This window comes from Clostridium mucosae, assembly GCF_024622765.1.
GTDB lineage: Bacteria > Bacillota > Clostridia > Clostridiales > Clostridiaceae > Clostridium.
Genome location: NZ_JANKAF010000012.1, coordinates 65713 through 81513 on the forward strand (window position 1 = coordinate 65713; position 15801 = coordinate 81513).

Consider the following 15801-nt stretch of genomic DNA (forward strand, 5'->3'; position numbering starts at 1 on the left):
CAATTATTCTTATAAATGTAATTGATATACTTCCTGTATCTTTATAATAATCATAAATATTCAGCAATTACGCCATATACCTCTCTGTATTTAGTCATCATTACTTTATTTATATCTATTACATACTTCTCTTTGAAAGTGAATTATATATTTTCAATATTTTATTCCATGTATTTGGTCCAACTATTCCATCCTGTGATAGATCAAATAACCTTTGAAATGCTACAACAGCCGCTCTTGTTCCATCACCAAATATTCCATCAATTGCTATACTAGGTATATTATATTTATTCGAAATATTCCATAAATAATGCTGTAATTCCTTTACCTTATCTCCTTTTAACCCATACTTCAATAAATAGCCTGGATACTTACCATCTAATCCTATATCGCCTGTGTCTCCTGGGGCTCCTGCATTTCCTGGGTCTTCTTCTTCTGGTTCTTGACCTAATTCTGCTAATCTCTTTACTCCAACATAAATACTAGATATTTTATACCAAGTAGCTCTACCTACAACTCCATCTGAAGTCAAATTAAATACTTTTTGAAATACTTTAACAGCATTTTCTGTTTCCTTACCAAATTTTCCGTCTTCAGGATATATCTTAGGAATAGCAGGGAAATTCTTTGATATCCTATTTAATCTTTTTTGTATTGTTTTAATATTCTCATTTATATCATTAAGTCTCATTACATAACCAGGATATGATTCAGGAACTCCTTCAACAAGCTCAGCTCTTACAAGCTCCTTATCCTGTCCAAAATAATACTTTATTATCTCCAATGCAGACATACCCGAATTAGCCAAGTCTACAGTCCCCCATTGTGATAATCCCTCACATTTTACAGTTGTCCCATTACAATACTGAGCAAAAAATGGTGTCTTATTCCCTATTGTTCTAATATACTGATTAAAAATTTCATCTACTATCTTGCTTATATTCTCAAATATATTTCTATCTTTTACAAAAAATTGATCATATGCAGTTGAATTTGTTATTTGAAATGAATATCCCATATTTCTGTACCATTCTGTATATACCCTATTCAATGCAAAAGAAATCTGGCAATATACATTAGCCCTTATTGCCTCTTCAGGCCAGGTAGGATATATCTCAGAAGAAGCCACATTTTTAATATAGTCTATAAACCTTACTGTAACATTTTCTGCATTTACATTAGGTGCTCCTAAATGAACAGTTATAAATTCAGGTATAAATACATTTGAGAAAGTAAAAGGTGTACTTACTAAACTTCTCTGCATATCCCTAGTTGACTTCTCATCCGGTTGTTGCTCCCGCTTAACTGTTTCTCTATAAGATCTCATCATCCCTAGTTCAACACTTTTCTCTTCCATTTCTATATTTTGTATAGAAGTTATTCCTTCAAATACACTAACTCCTTCTACTATAACGTCCTTATATCCATCAGAAGTAACCCTTATATTGTATATTGAATATATATTTTTACTTTCGCCTTCTTCATAAGGTTCCCTTAACATTCCACTATCAGGTGTATCTACTGATATTATCTCACTTCGCCCACTTATATCAAAAGCATCTTCTTTTTCATAAGCTATGTCTTCAGTTTCTGAATTACTAATAACAATATTTCCTTTTGATATTGGTAATAAATCTTTTACTCTGAACAATCTTACTAATATATTTCCTTTTGACAATCTAACACCTTCTAAAATTATTATTATAGTATTTTATTCTCATAAATTTAAAATGTGCTATAAACAAGAACTAATTTTAAAAATCACAGAATACTATTAATTTAAATTTAATATCTTTAAAAAGTTATCTATCTCTTCCTCTTCTAGATATATTTGTCCTAAAGTTCCATGCTTTAAATCAATTTTTTTTAATGAATGAAAATCAGATCCTGCAGTGTATATAATATTTTTTTCTTTTGCTATATTTACAAAATACTCTGTTTCATTTTCCTTATTTCTATAATACTTTGCTTCTATCCCATCGAAATTCAAATTTATTATTTGTTCAAAAATCCTTCTATCAAGTAATGTAGGATGAGCCAAAACTACCTTTGCATTATAATGATGTAAAAAATCTATCCCAGCTGAAGTTGATATCTTCCCACCCTCCGATTTAAAGCTTAGCTTTCCTTTAAAATAAATTTGACATGCCTTGAATTTTCTAGTATTTAAATTATTTAAAATCATTTTAAATTCATCACTTTGATATACTTCATCAGTAAAATAACCTAATATATGAACCTTACTACCCTTAAATCTAGTAGATAACTCTATTCCTGGTATTACTCTTACACCATGTATTTGACCAACCTTAACAGCTTGTTTATTCCCATTTACAGTATTATGGTCTGTTAATGCAATTATATCTACTCTTCTTTCCTTTGCTAACAATACTATTTCTCCAGGTTTTAGCTCACCATCTGATTCCGTTGAGTGAATATGAAAATCTCCTTTCTTGTACATTCCCTAATCCCTTTTGATTACTTATGCTTCATAATATTTAAATATATTAGTTTTTGATATACTCTTTATAGAAATTAATATAATTTACATAATAAAATGGCTACAATATAAATATGTGATAAATACTTATAGATTAAGAAGGGATTTTTAATGAATTATATAGTATATGATTTAGAATTTAATCAAAAATATATATCGAGTAATACTAGTGATAGAAATAATGATAAATCCATCGATGCCACTATGAAGCAACTTCCATTTGAGATAATCCAGATTGGAGCTGTAAAACTTAATGAAAACCTAGAAATAATATCAAAGTTCAACGAGCTAGTAAGACCTATAGTTTATACTGATATTAATCCCTACGTGGAAAACATAACTAAAATTAATAAAGATATGCTATCAAACTGCGAAACATTTTCTAGTGTTTATAAAAGATTTTTAAGATTTATAGGAAATGAGGAGTCAATTTTATGTGTATGGGGAAAATCAGATATAAAAGAATTTATAAGAAATATAAAGTTTAATAATTTACAAGCTTCATTATTTCCTAGTAGATATATTGATGTTCAAAAACATACCTCTAATCTCTTCAATCTTCAGAAGGGAACACAAATTGGATTGAAAACTGCTGTTGAACTTTTAAACATAGATTTTGAAGATAACTTTCATGATGCTTTTTATGATGCCTTTTATACATATGAAGTTTATAAAAAAATTTATAACCCTTCAATAACTCCTAAAGTATATAATGATAATAATAGAGTAAATAAATCTAAGGTTAAGCTTGATACTAATGCTTTATTTAATCAATTTAGTAAGATGTATAATAAAGAGCTAACTGTCGAAGAAAAATCTATGATAAAAACTGCATATAACATGGGGAGAACTGGACAGTTTATAAAATAACTTTATGTTAGTATTTATGATAAAAAGCTGCTATTAAATTTGATAGCAGCTTTTTATTAGTTATTAATAATTGCATTAATAGTTGTTTGCATTTTATTACTTAAATTAATATCCTTTAACAATACCATAGATATTAAATCAAGAAGATACATTGCAGAAAACTGAGTATTGATAAATTTACTTCTGTCTACAAAATTAGGATTATACACTATACATTTTATATCTGAATATTTACTTATTGTGCTTCCTTCAAAGCCTGTAATTGAAACTATTTTCGCCCCATTTTCCTTTGATTTTCTTAAAGAGTGTATTACTTCTTGTGTTTCTCCAGATATAGAAATTCCTATAACTAAATCATTTTCCGATACTATAGAGCTATTTATAATCATCATATGAGAATCTGAAATACAATGTACATTAAATCCCATTCTTAAAAGCCTTTGCATCATTTCTTCCCCTGTTAATCCTGAGCTACCAACACCGTAAATATATATATTCTTAGCTTTCTTTATTTCATTTACAATCTTGAATATTTCTTCTTTATCAATTAACATCTTAGTTCTTTGTATAACTTCATTATAATACTGATATGTATATGCAAATATGCCATCTTCATCATTTATAGGCACTTCTACCTTATTGGATCCAAGCTTTATTTTCATATCTACAAAGCTATCACATCCGATTTTCTTAGCAAATCTTGTTATTGTGGCACCTGATGTTCCTATTTCCTTCGCTAAATCAGTAATATTTATATTTTTAATTTTATCGGCATGTTGCATAATATAGTCTGCTATGTCTTTTTCCTTACCAGAAAATTCATTATACTTTCTTTGTACCTCACATAAAATATCCACTTAATATCCTCCATAATCTGATATACGTATTAATTTATAATTTATATATTTAGAATAACATTAAAATAGACTAAATAAAAGAGGTAGAGATCTATGCCTCTACCTCATAAGTATTATAATGCTTTTAAAATTTCATCATTGAATTTCTTTGTTATTAATTGTGGTCTTGTTATTGCACTACCAACTACAACAGCACAAGCTCCTTTTTCTAAAGCAAGTCTTGCCTTTTCAGGAGTATCAAAGTTTCCTTCTGCTATTACTTCTGATTTACAATCTTTTATTAAAGCTTCTAACACTTCAAAATTATTCATTCCCTTAGAATGCTCTGTATATCCAACCAAAGTAGTTCCAACATAATGGAATCCTAATTCCCCAGCTCTTAAGCCTTCTTCTATAGTTGATATATCTGCCATAAATTTTTGTTCAGAGTACTTTTTAAATATTTCCTTTAAAAATTCCTCATCTTGATTTATTGTAGCATCTAAAGCTATAACATCAACTCCAGTTTCTACAAGTTCATCAACTTCCTTCATTGTTGGAGTTATATATGGCTTCATATTTTCATAATCTATTTTTATTATACCTATTACAGGTAAATCAACTTCTTTCTTTATAGCAACAATATCTTGAACACTATTGGCTCTTATACCTATAGCTCCACCTTCCTTAGCTGCTACAGCCATTCTACTCATTATATAAGAGCTGTGTAGTGGTTCATTTGCTAGTGCTTGACATGATACGATTAATCCTCTATCTATTACTTTCACTCTTATTACTCTCTCCCTATAATTTCATTTATTTTTTGCTTTAATGGATCTGCTTTTGCTCCAAATATTGCTTGAATTCCGCCTTTAACTTCTAAAACAGCAGTTGCTCCTAAAGCTTTAATCCTATCCTTATCTACTTTACTTACATCTTTTACAGCTACTCTTAATCTTGTTATACATGCATCGACATCATCTAAATTTTCTTCTCCGCCTAATGCTTCTAAAATTTGAGCTGCTGTTTCATTCATACTATCTTTTGTAACTACTTTAACTTCTTCACTATCTTCTTCTCTACCTGGAGTCATAACATTAAACTTAGTTATTAAGAATCTAAATGTGAAGTAGTATAATGCAAACCAAATTACTCCTACTATTAATACATATATCCAGTTTGTTTTATCATTGCCTTGAAGAACTCCAAATAATGTGAAGTCTATTAATCCACCTGAGAATGTATTACCAATTGATATATTTAGTATATCTGCTATAAAGAATGATAATCCATCAAAGAATGCGTGAACTACATATAACCATGGTGCAACGAATAAGAACATGAACTCGATTGGCTCAGTTATACCAGTAACAAATGATGTTATTGCCGCACCTAAGAATAATCCACCAACTAACTTTCTCTTTGCTTTAGGTACACAATGATACATAGCTAAACATGCTCCTGGTAATCCAAACATCATTGTAGCAAAACGTCCTGCAAAGAATCTTGTTCCTTCTGTAAACAATCCAGTATGGTTTGGATCTGCTAATTGTGCAAAGAATATATTTTGCGCTCCTGTAACTGTTTGACCTGCAACTGTTGCAATTCCACCTAATTCTGTGTACCAGAATAGTGGGTAAATCATATGGTGTAATCCGATTGCTCCTGTTAATCTTAACAAGAACCCATATAAGAATGTTCCTATTGGTCCTAATCCAGATATTGCATTACCTGCTGAAACTAACCATCCTTGGAATGTTGGCCATATTAAAAAGAATATAGCGCCAATAAAAATTGCTGAGAATGAAGAAACTATTGGTACAAATCTTGATCCTCCAAAGAATCCTAAAACAGCTGGTAATTGAATATTTCCATATTTATTATGAAGATATGATACCGTTAATCCAATTACTATAGCTCCAACAACACCTGTATCTATTGATTCAACCGCTGGGTTAAAAGCTGTAATCATTCCTTTAATTGATGCATTCATAACTAAGAATGAAACTGCACCTGCAAGTCCTGCAGTACCCTTATCCCTTTTAGCAAGACCTACTGAAAGACCTATACACATAATAAGTGCTAAATTTGAAAATACTACATCTCCTGCAGATGACATAATTGAGAAAATTCCTTGTAACCAAGAAATATTTAAAAACGGATAAGCTTGTACAGTATTAGGGTTTGATAATGCTCCCCCTATACCAAGTAATAAACCAGCTGCTGGTAATATAGCAATTGGTAACATAAAGGCTTTCCCAATTTTTTGTAATTGCTTGAACATTTATATGCCTCCTCTATTATTGAAAAATTTTTTATTTCTTTTGTTTCTTTAAAATTATTTTCTTCTGAATACATTTACATACTACCATGAAAACAATTTTAATTCAAGTACTTTTTTTAAAATTATTTTCACAACAAATTTATATTCTGTAAACTTCCTTAATTATTATTTGATGTTATACAATGTATTATTCTAAAAAATAAAACCGCATCGAAATTAATGATGCGGTTTTAAGTTCTATTTTAAACTATTCTTATAATTACAAAGCTCTATTCCCATAGACTCAATCAGCTCTTTAAGTTCTTTAGATGTAAGTATTTTTAATTCTTCTGCTCTTTTTATGTTATAAGAGCTTGTTTCCATAATAAAGCTATCAACATACGCTGGATGGCTCATAGTTTCTAAAATTTCATATTTCTCCAGTTTGCTTTTCAATTGCTTAAAGGCATCTATATTAACAGTCTCATTATAAAAAAGTCCATCATAAGGAATTATTTTATCATAATCTAATTCATAACATAGTCCCCCTCTTATAGGAAGATTGTATTTTTCTAATAACTTTTCCACAACAGGCTTCAAAAACTTAAATGTATGAACATGATGATGTGAATCTAAATGAGTTATTTCAATTCCCCTACTTTTAACTTTTTCAATTTGAGCGCAAAACTCTTTGTATATTTCCTCTAGATCAAACCCCTCTACATCCTCATCTGGATTTATCCTCTTATAGAAAAATCCGTTTTCATCTACTATTGTTTTATGCGAATCCAATACAGGTTTATATGCAGATAAAGTTAGATGAACCCCACATCCTAGATTGGGACATTCCTCTAATAATTCAACTGCATGATTAAACCCTGGCATTCCTGCCATTATTGAAGTGCTTCTTACAACTCCATTTCTATATGCATCAATTATTCCATAGTTAACTCCCCTACTAAATCCAAAATCATCAGCATTTATAATTAGCTTCATAATATATTCCCCTCTTCATCTATCTTTCCCTTTTTTCTAGTTTATTTAACATTTAAAAATAATCGTATATTATACCTTATAAATTATAACATTTTGAACAAATACTTCCAAGGTTGTATTTATCTTTTTTATCCCATCTTACTAATATCGTGAATAAACTAATCTACTCCTACTAATCATAATACATATCAAATAATATTGTATGTGAGGTGCTTACCTATGAAAAAGACTCTTAAGTTTTGTTCCATAATACTCTTAACCATACTCTACTCATTTGTACATATTAGCTATTATCCTAAAGCAGCTTCAGATGTAAATCTAGTAGAAGACTCTGCAAATAATAATTCTTTACCTCATCACTTTCGAAAGATCCCTGATGAAATAACTCTCAAAAAAAATCAGGATATTAATTTAAAAGGTTTAGATAAATTAAATATGTCTGGAAGCGCTCAATTCTCCGAATCTGCTCTTTCTTTAATAAAAGATTCCATACCTGATAACTTTTCTATAATTTCTGTTGATTTAAGGCAGGAATCTCATGGTTTTATAAATGGAATAGCTGTAAGTTGGAAAAACTCAGATAATAGTGCTAATAAAGGATTAAGCTTACCTGAAGTATTATCTACTGAAAATAAACTTTTAAAATCCATCAAGCTTGGTACTCCTATTACCTTTCATAATAATAAAGAAACTGTAGTTCCTAAATCTGTTCAAAGTGAACTTGAGCTTACTAAATCAAAGGAAATCGGATATGTTCGCATTCCTGTAACAGATGGGCAAGTACCTACTGATGATATGGTAGATTATTTCATTGACTTTGTTAATAAATTACCTGATAACGCTTGGCTCCATTTTCATTGCAAAGCAGGAATAGGAAGAACTACTACTTTTATGATAATGTACGATATTATGAAAAATTATAAAGACGTAAGTTTGAATGATATTATTAAACGCCAAGTAGTATTATCAAAAATGAGTGATAAAAATGCTCAAGACTTTTATAGTGGCAATCATTTTAAGTTTTTAAATAATTTTTATAATAATTATGTATCTAAAAATACTCATTCTAGCAATTATCAAAACTTTACAGATAATCTAGATGATTATTACATTAAAAAATCTATTATACCTGAACATTTATATGTAATTTCTGAAACTAATATGAGTAAAGAAGAGCAGACTATAATTTCTGCTCTTCAAGGCATTATATCAAGCAAATCTGAATTTCAAATTTATATTCTTCCTACTAATGAACCTGACTACAAATTATGGTTAGATAATCTAAATAAAAATTATAATATTAGTTATGAAAATATTTTAGACCCCTGGAGGCTATTAAATATATTTAAATCTAATATCACTGGTTACATATTATATAATAATTCAAATCCCTACTCCATTAACAATGCCTGTTCTCTTGCATCATTAAAAAACTCATTACCTATTGATGAATCTCTAGAATCTAAAGTTAAAACTTATGGGATAGATAATCTAATTGAAGATTGCAGGAATACAGATAAATACTGGGCTTATAAAAACCTATGGAATTCAGGACTAAATCATACTACAGTTATAGAACTATCTCTTGAAAAGTCTATGGCTTTAAGAGATTATGCAATAATGTCAAAATCACTTATATTCTATGAAAATAACGTAAATGATTTTTCATTAAGAAAAGATATATTTAGCTCCATGGATAATATTGCTCGTTGCTTAGGATGGGGACCTGATGAATTTAATAACGTAAGTATAGCATCAAAATATGGGGTAGATACCATCGCTGCAGATTGGTCTTGTAATCTATCCGTATTGAGCTCATTTCCTATTACCACACAAACTCAAAAAACTCACAATGAATTTCCTGAAGAAAATAATGTTCATTATGTAACTTTTATTATGTCTGATGGAGATAACCAACAATGGCTATTAGGAAGCAATTATGGTTCAAAAAAATGGTATGGTTCAAAAAATAGAGGAAATTTTAATTTAGGTTGGTCACTAAGCCCTTCTCTTTATTATTTAGCACCAACAGTATTTAAAAAGTATTATGAAAGTGCAAGTTCATCAAAGTATTCAGATTATTATCTTGTTTCTCCTTCTGGGAATGGATATATATATCCTAGTAAATTTCCTGAATACAAATTAGATAATTATATCCAAAGGCTAAATAACTACATGAAACAAGTTGATCAAGAATATGTATTAATAATCGATGATAACTCTTTATATAATGAACCTTTATGGGACAAATATACTACTTGTTCAAATATCGATGGTTTGTTCTATCTTGATTATAAAAAAAATAATAATTATGAAGGTAAAATAATTTGGTCTAATAATAAACCTGTAGTATCTTGTCGTGATTTACTTTGGGAAGGCTTAGAAGATGAGGAAGAACTAATTAATAAAATTAATTCTAGAGTTGAATTAGGTTGTACAAATATTAAAGACCCAGAATCATATACATTTGTTTATGTTCATGTATGGAGTAAAACTATGGATAATGTTCAACATGTTGTTAATAAAATAAATAGTAATCCCAAGGTTAGAATTGTTACTCCAGATACTTTTATGAAATTAATTAAAAATAATTTGTCTGCCACTTATTAATAACTTTATTATTAAAGAAAATTTGATGAAAGCTATATAAATAATCCCACATTCAGTATTGTCTCACTTAAATTTAAAATAATATTTCTTCATATAAATTTCTGGAATTCTTAAGGGGCTCGCGAAACGCGAGCCCCTTTTAATCCATTGATTTTACTTGCTTATAGATTAAAATACGTAACTATTACCATTTCTACGTCCTCAATATTTCATTTATATATTGAAGTAAATTTACAATGCTAATACTAATTATCTTGCATACTTCACAATAATATCTCTTAGCGTAGTAACTACTTCCCTACCAGCTCTATCATTATAATATTTTGCAAACCTTTCATCGGCAACATACATTTCTGCTAATCCAATATGAGCTTCTTTTGAGTAACTAGACCAAGAAAAGCTTAACCAAGCTTTATGCTTTTCATAAACACTTTTAGCTTTTTCCGAATCTAAATCTCCTGTATTTAAAACTTCAAGCAAATCCTCAAACATTTCATTTTCTATACTTTGCATCTTTTTAAAATTTTCTTCAGTCATATTCATAAACTTTTTATTTGATTCTTCTACAATTTCAGAACCGTACTTTTCTCTAATTTCTTTTCCGTATTTACTTTCATTTTCTTGTAGTTTTTCCTTTTTAAAACCCTCAAATTTCTCTTTATTTGACATTTCTATCTCTCCCTTATTATATTCTAATGTTTTTTCTACAGTTAAAATCAATTGATCAAGTTGATTTCGTCTAGAAATAAGTCTTTGGTGATGTTCAATTAAAGATTGGCAAATATCAAAATCAGGATTAGTTATTATTTCTTGTATATCTTCTAATTTCATATCTAATGACCTATAAAGTAAAATCTGTTGTAATAAATCCACTTCTTTCTGTGCATAAATACGATATCCAGAAGAATTAACTCTACAAGGCTTTAATAATCCTATTTCATCATAATATCTAAGGGTTCTAGTACTTACCCCTGCCAATTCAGCTAGCTTTTTAATTGTATATTCCATATCATTACCTCCTGACAATTTAATAATAAAGGATTACGTAGCGTTAATGTCAATACAAAAATATAATACTTTTAATTTTATAATCTTAAGCATAAAAAAGCTTAATCCATATGTTTTAAAATTTTATAAAAATATTAAGTTAATTAAGCTTTTATGATATTTGAATATATTTTTTTATAGTGCTAAAATTTAGTTAAACAATAGATGTTATTTATTAATAATATCTATTAATATTTTTTATTGAAGGTGAATTAATATGTTAGATCAAAAAACAATTGATATAATTAAAAGTACAGTACCAGTATTAAAAACTCATGGAGTAGAAATAACTACAACATTTTATAAAAATATGTTTGAAAAAAATCCAGAAATTAAATCACTATTTAATATGGACAAACAAGAATCAGGTGAACAACCTAAGGCTCTAGCTATGGCAATATTAGCTTCTGCACAAAACATAGATAACTTACCAGCAATTATGCCTGTAGTAAATAGAATTTCAGAAATTCACTGTAATGCAGGCGTTAAAGAAGAACATTACCCAATAATAGGAAGTAACCTATTATTTGCAATCAAACAAGTTTTAGGTGATGCTGCAACAGATGAAATCATGGAAGCTTGGGAAAAAACATATGGAGTTCTAGCAGGTATCTTTATAGATGTAGAAAAGAAACTATATCTTTCAAGACAATAATTTATGTATTTACTAAGTTATGATATATTTATATGAGAATAAAAGGATTATGGTAGGCCATAATCCTTTTATTTTATTTAATATATTATATAATCCAAGATTGATGTACTACCACTCTCTGCCTGGATCATCGGCCATACTATTAACAGTTCCACGAGGATATAAAACTGAATAGTGATCTAAAACAGCCTTTTCATTTTTACTATCTGAAAAAACAAATAATAATTTGAAATCATCATTTACCTTATACCCAATTATTCTTTCGTTTAAATCTGTTATAACTTCATACTGTGGTTCTCCAAAATATGATATTATATCTTGTAAGTTTAAATCTTTTAATGATTTATCAAAAGATCTTACTTCAAATATTTGAGCTCCTTTATTACATCCAAATGCTAAGTTTTTACTTTCAAAAGTATAATAAATCCCTTTAGCTTCAGCTATATAGTTTGAAGCATCTTCCTTACCATAAGCATTATTAACTTCATCGATAACACCATCTTTTGCTTTAAATTCACTGTTTATAACCATTCCACTTTGGGCCTTATTTTTTATATTATTTAATAAGTCACCTTTATAATTATCTACATTTTTAGTATTACTCTCACCTAAGTTTCCATTATCAGACTCTCTATCCTTAGGCGAAGTATCCTTAGATGAGTCTTTACTTATATCTTTGCTCGTATCTTTGTCAATATCTATAGACTCACTGCCATTGCTTTTATTATCATTAGATGGCTTCTTATATCCACATGCTGTAAGTGAAATTATAAAAGTTGCTATGATAGTAATAATTAGTATTCTTTTCTTCATTCTACTTCCTCCTTAATAAAACTTTATATATTTATATTGTACTCATTTTTAATATATATTTTCATTTTCACGTAAAACTTCATATTAATATCACTATATATTTATTTGCCTCAAGTTCTTACTTGCAAAATTCACTATATTATCATTATAGTTATGACTTATCATTCTAAAATTAAATATACTTATATTATTTAAAAAAGCTCTATTGCACTCAATTTTATATTTTATAAACACCTTTAATCTCCCTATCACTAATATACTATACATATAAAATATGGTGAAAATATGACTTTTTATATAATAAAACCGTTCAATTTACAAAGTATTATATACATCCTAAATTTTAAATGCTATAATAATAATCCATTTATTGATACATACTATTTATAGGTACTGATAAATGAATTATTATGGAAAGTGTCAGGTGAAATTTATGATTGATGCAAAATTATTAGTTGAAAAGGCTTATGAAGCTCAAAAATTTGCTTATACTCCTTACTCTAACTTTAATGTTGGTGCAGCATTACTTGGTACAAACGGTAAAATATATTTAGGTTGTAATATAGAAAATGCGGCTTTTACTCCGACAAACTGTGCTGAAAGAACTGCTTTTTTTAAAGCTGTATCTGAAGGACAACATGAATTCCAAGCAATTGCAATAGTAGGTAATATGGCAGATGCCGAAGAAACTGAATACTGTGCTCCTTGTGGAGTATGTAGACAAGTAATTGCAGAGTTTTGTGATCCAAAGACTTTTAAAATTTATCTTGCTAAAAATAAAGAAGAATTTAAAGAATATACATTAGAAGAACTTTTACCCCTAGGATTTACTGGGAAGGACTTGAATAAATAAATCATTTGATTAATTTCTTAATAATAAAAGGAATATAAGGGTAAGCACCTCTATATTCCTTTTATTATTTGCTTTTTATCTAATTTCTTAATTTTATTTTAGATTATTTCAATCTTATTTTCACCCTTACAACTTACAAATCACTACTTTTCTTATTTTCGTTCTTTATTAATTTCTTGACTATTTCCTTTTATTTGTAACAATTTCACTTTCTTGCTAATTTTACTATTATATCTTACTTTTCAATAATCATAATTTCCTAGGTAATTACTTAATATTTTCTTTTAAAATTATTCTATCAATACTCTTTTTTGATAAAAAGTACTTTTCAGCAAGGTCCTTCCTGCTTACCCCATTAGTATACTCCTTAAAAATATTAGCGTTTCTTGAATTAATTTCATCTCTACTAGTTGTATTGCTTCCCCATTGCTGTCTATTACATTCTTTCTTTGGAATATAAATATATTCTCCATCTATATATTTTTGAATTAACTCGATTATTTCTAAAGGTAATACCTCTTTTGCTTTTATATAGCACATAATGCCCTCCTAAATTTATATTTTATTTAGGTTTAAGCAAAGGCTATTCATTTATCTTATTATTTAATGCAATAGCCTTGCTATGCATTATTAGCAGGTGTTATCATAAAATATCCTCCTTTTTATTACATTATATCTATCATTTTACTTTTTAATTATCTAAAATGCAATTTATTAATAAATCCAATCATATTACCTTTATTATCTTTTAATTGCGTTATTCTATTTACGTTAGCACCTGAAGGATGAGGAAAGTCTTTCAGTATTTGTTCCTTATTTATAACCCCCTTGCTTTCTAATTCAAGTAAAACCTCTTCTACCGCTTTACCTAATGGTATTAATAAAATTTCTTCATGGTTATCCAAACTATTAAATTCATCAATAAAATTATCATAAACATATTTCATTAAAAAACCACTTTTTATTAATTTAGGTGTATGACCAGAATAATTTTGCTTTTTCACAAAAACAGGGTAAGGTATTAGTGATACTGTATGTAATAAATAATCCTTTTCATTAAATAACTCGCTACAACTTTCAATATTTAAGGCTTTATTTAATGTTATTTCATCTAGCATACTTATTATGTTTTTTCTTATTACTCCACTAAACCTTCCTGCTACCTTACACTTATATTGAATCTCTTTAATATCTCTCCCTAATTCAAACTCTTTCCTAGCAGTTGCAATAGCTGTACTCATTTGCTGAAAACCTGGAGTTATCCCAATGATAAATACTTTAGCCTTTGGATTTAAATATTCATTATGTGTTGCATAATATATTTCTATATTATTTTCCTTATCTACTAAAAAATCATCAATCAATAACTCCTCTTTAGTATATTTATCTTTTAATGGTAATTTCATTATTTTATCTTTATATTCGTATAAAGTCTTTTTCATATATTTTCTCCTAAAACAAAGCCTCTAGTAACACTCTTATATAAAACACTCATACTATTGACTAGAATTTATTATATATATTTAAGCAAACTATATAATTAATAAGCAACATACATTCAGTATATAATCCTTTCCTTAAAAATATACTTATCTCTAATAACCTATAATAGTGAAGATTCTTATATTAAATTTGAACTATATAAAAAATCAAGTAGTTACTTGATATAAATCTCTAGTAACTACTTTAAGTTATTTCCTTATTTTATTCCTTATACTATTTTAATAAATGCTTCATAGCATAAAATTTTATATTTATAAATAAACTCTAAAATACCAAGCTTTAATCCCGCTCATATTTTAGTATATCTCCAGAATTAGCATCTACTTCATAATTATATTCCTTATTATTAAAGTAAAATTCTATATCATATTTTTTAATACCATCATCATAATCCAACTCTGCTTTTTTAAATGAAACTTAATCACTTGTTAGATTTGCATGCTTCAATGCTATTTCTTTCGCTTTATCTACAGTTATTTCACTTATGTTTGAATTCTGCTCTTGTTTTTGAGGTATATCATAATTTTCTACCTCATAGTCATATTCAATTATTTGCCCATCAGTTGCATTTATTTCATAATCATATTCCTTATTTTCATGATAAAATTCTATATCATATTTTTCTATTCCATTATCCGTATCTTTTTTAGATCTAATGAAGGAAACTTGATCACTTGTTAAATTTGCATGCTTTAAAGCTATTTCCTTAGCTTCTTCAATTGTTATTTTCTTATTGGTTTCGTCTACATTATTTAACTTTGCTGAATTATTACAACCTCCTAAACTTATACCAATGATAATTATAATTGTTGCTAATGCTACTTTTTTCATTTTATCCTCCGGTTTATAGTATTT

General features: G+C 28.0%; 16 protein-coding genes. 4 read left to right on the plus strand and 12 right to left on the minus strand.

Annotation, left to right across the window (positions count from 1 at the left end; genetic code table 11):
* Positions 1–118: 118 nt before the first annotated feature.
* Positions 119–1678 (minus strand): peptidoglycan-binding protein, encoded by a 1560-nt coding sequence (locus NSA50_RS13385; RefSeq protein ID WP_257445772.1) that lies wholly within the window; start codon positions 1676–1678, stop codon positions 119–121.
* Between the two features lie 96 nt (positions 1679–1774).
* Positions 1775–2461: a PHP domain-containing protein gene (locus tag NSA50_RS13390; RefSeq protein ID WP_195266044.1), complete on the minus strand. Its 687-nt coding sequence runs from the start codon at positions 2459–2461 to the stop codon at positions 1775–1777.
* 150 nt (positions 2462–2611) lie between these two features.
* Between NSA50_RS13390 and NSA50_RS13395 the strand changes: the two genes are divergently transcribed.
* A complete protein-coding gene (locus NSA50_RS13395) occupies positions 2612–3370 on the plus strand; it encodes a 3'-5' exonuclease (protein ID WP_257445775.1) in 759 nt (252 codons plus the stop codon).
* A gap of 56 nt (positions 3371–3426) precedes the next feature.
* On the opposite strand, the gene NSA50_RS13400 is transcribed toward NSA50_RS13395, so the two are convergent.
* From NSA50_RS13400 to chbG, 4 genes are all read right to left on the minus strand, one after another.
* On the minus strand, positions 3427–4227 hold the full coding sequence (locus tag NSA50_RS13400) for an SIS domain-containing protein (protein ID WP_195266040.1): 801 nt from the start codon (positions 4225–4227) through the stop codon (positions 3427–3429).
* A 113-nt stretch (positions 4228–4340) separates the two neighbouring features.
* Positions 4341–4994, minus strand: a complete 654-nt coding sequence (locus NSA50_RS13405) for an N-acetylmannosamine-6-phosphate 2-epimerase (protein WP_257445777.1) — start codon at positions 4992–4994, stop codon at positions 4341–4343.
* Positions 4995–4999: 5 nt separating this feature from the next.
* Positions 5000–6490 (minus strand): PTS transporter subunit EIIC, encoded by a 1491-nt coding sequence (locus NSA50_RS13410; protein ID WP_195266038.1) that lies wholly within the window; start codon positions 6488–6490, stop codon positions 5000–5002.
* A 237-nt stretch (positions 6491–6727) separates the two neighbouring features.
* Positions 6728–7465, minus strand: a complete 738-nt coding sequence (gene chbG, locus NSA50_RS13415) for a chitin disaccharide deacetylase (protein WP_257445779.1) — start codon at positions 7463–7465, stop codon at positions 6728–6730.
* A 219-nt stretch (positions 7466–7684) separates the two neighbouring features.
* Between chbG and NSA50_RS13420 the strand changes: the two genes are divergently transcribed.
* Positions 7685–10075 (plus strand): GxGYxYP domain-containing protein, encoded by a 2391-nt coding sequence (locus NSA50_RS13420; protein ID WP_257445781.1) that lies wholly within the window; start codon positions 7685–7687, stop codon positions 10073–10075.
* Positions 10076–10324: 249 nt separating this feature from the next.
* On the opposite strand, the gene NSA50_RS13425 is transcribed toward NSA50_RS13420, so the two are convergent.
* Entirely contained in the window at positions 10325–11083 is a 759-nt protein-coding gene (locus tag NSA50_RS13425; RefSeq protein WP_195266032.1) for a MerR family transcriptional regulator, read from the minus strand.
* Positions 11084–11339: 256 nt separating this feature from the next.
* On the opposite strand from NSA50_RS13425, the gene NSA50_RS13430 reads away from it, so the two are divergent.
* Positions 11340–11777 (plus strand): globin domain-containing protein, encoded by a 438-nt coding sequence (locus NSA50_RS13430; RefSeq protein WP_195266030.1) that lies wholly within the window; start codon positions 11340–11342, stop codon positions 11775–11777.
* Between the two features lie 108 nt (positions 11778–11885).
* On the opposite strand, the gene NSA50_RS13435 is transcribed toward NSA50_RS13430, so the two are convergent.
* Positions 11886–12590: a YjgB family protein gene (locus NSA50_RS13435; RefSeq protein WP_257445784.1), complete on the minus strand. Its 705-nt coding sequence runs from the start codon at positions 12588–12590 to the stop codon at positions 11886–11888.
* A 433-nt stretch (positions 12591–13023) separates the two neighbouring features.
* Here NSA50_RS13435 and cdd point away from each other — a divergent pair, with 433 nt between their 5' ends.
* Positions 13024–13443, plus strand: a complete 420-nt coding sequence (gene cdd / locus NSA50_RS13440) for a cytidine deaminase (RefSeq protein ID WP_195266026.1) — start codon at positions 13024–13026, stop codon at positions 13441–13443.
* 267 nt (positions 13444–13710) lie between these two features.
* Here cdd and NSA50_RS13445 read toward each other — a convergent pair whose 3' ends face one another.
* The 4 genes from NSA50_RS13445 to NSA50_RS13460 all read right to left on the minus strand — a co-directional run bounded on the left by NSA50_RS13445 (position 13711) and on the right by NSA50_RS13460 (position 15777).
* Positions 13711–13983 (minus strand): CD3324 family protein, encoded by a 273-nt coding sequence (locus NSA50_RS13445; RefSeq protein WP_257445787.1) that lies wholly within the window; start codon positions 13981–13983, stop codon positions 13711–13713.
* Between the two features lie 155 nt (positions 13984–14138).
* A complete protein-coding gene (locus NSA50_RS13450) occupies positions 14139–14885 on the minus strand; it encodes a hypothetical protein (protein ID WP_257445788.1) in 747 nt (248 codons plus the stop codon).
* A 340-nt stretch (positions 14886–15225) separates the two neighbouring features.
* The gene (locus tag NSA50_RS13455) at positions 15226–15342 is read right to left on the minus strand and encodes a PepSY domain-containing protein (RefSeq protein ID WP_257445790.1); all 117 of its coding nucleotides are present in this window, start codon (positions 15340–15342) and stop codon (positions 15226–15228) included.
* A 21-nt stretch (positions 15343–15363) separates the two neighbouring features.
* The gene (locus tag NSA50_RS13460) at positions 15364–15777 is read right to left on the minus strand and encodes a PepSY domain-containing protein (RefSeq protein WP_257445792.1); all 414 of its coding nucleotides are present in this window, start codon (positions 15775–15777) and stop codon (positions 15364–15366) included.
* Positions 15778–15801: the final 24 nt, after the last annotated feature.

Bases quoted from the DNA above. Each gene is read 5' to 3' on its own strand.
- NSA50_RS13390 (WP_195266044.1), bottom strand. From the start codon at position 2,461: ATGTACAAGAAAGGAGATTTTCATATTCACTCAACGGAATCAGATGGT.
- NSA50_RS13395 (WP_257445775.1), top strand. From the start codon at position 2,612: ATGAATTATATAGTATATGATTTAGAATTTAATCAAAAATATATATCG.
- NSA50_RS13410 (WP_195266038.1), bottom strand. From the start codon at position 6,490: ATGTTCAAGCAATTACAAAAAATTGGGAAAGCCTTTATGTTACCAATT.
- chbG (WP_257445779.1), bottom strand. From the start codon at position 7,465: ATGAAGCTAATTATAAATGCTGATGATTTTGGATTTAGTAGGGGAGTT.
- NSA50_RS13420 (WP_257445781.1), top strand. From the start codon at position 7,685: ATGAAAAAGACTCTTAAGTTTTGTTCCATAATACTCTTAACCATACTC.
- NSA50_RS13425 (WP_195266032.1), bottom strand. From the start codon at position 11,083: ATGGAATATACAATTAAAAAGCTAGCTGAATTGGCAGGGGTAAGTACT.
- NSA50_RS13430 (WP_195266030.1), top strand. From the start codon at position 11,340: ATGTTAGATCAAAAAACAATTGATATAATTAAAAGTACAGTACCAGTA.
- NSA50_RS13435 (WP_257445784.1), bottom strand. From the start codon at position 12,590: ATGAAGAAAAGAATACTAATTATTACTATCATAGCAACTTTTATAATT.
- cdd (WP_195266026.1), top strand. From the start codon at position 13,024: ATGATTGATGCAAAATTATTAGTTGAAAAGGCTTATGAAGCTCAAAAA.
- NSA50_RS13445 (WP_257445787.1), bottom strand. From the start codon at position 13,983: ATGTGCTATATAAAAGCAAAAGAGGTATTACCTTTAGAAATAATCGAG.
- NSA50_RS13450 (WP_257445788.1), bottom strand. From the start codon at position 14,885: ATGAAAAAGACTTTATACGAATATAAAGATAAAATAATGAAATTACCA.
- NSA50_RS13460 (WP_257445792.1), bottom strand. From the start codon at position 15,777: ATGAAAAAAGTAGCATTAGCAACAATTATAATTATCATTGGTATAAGT.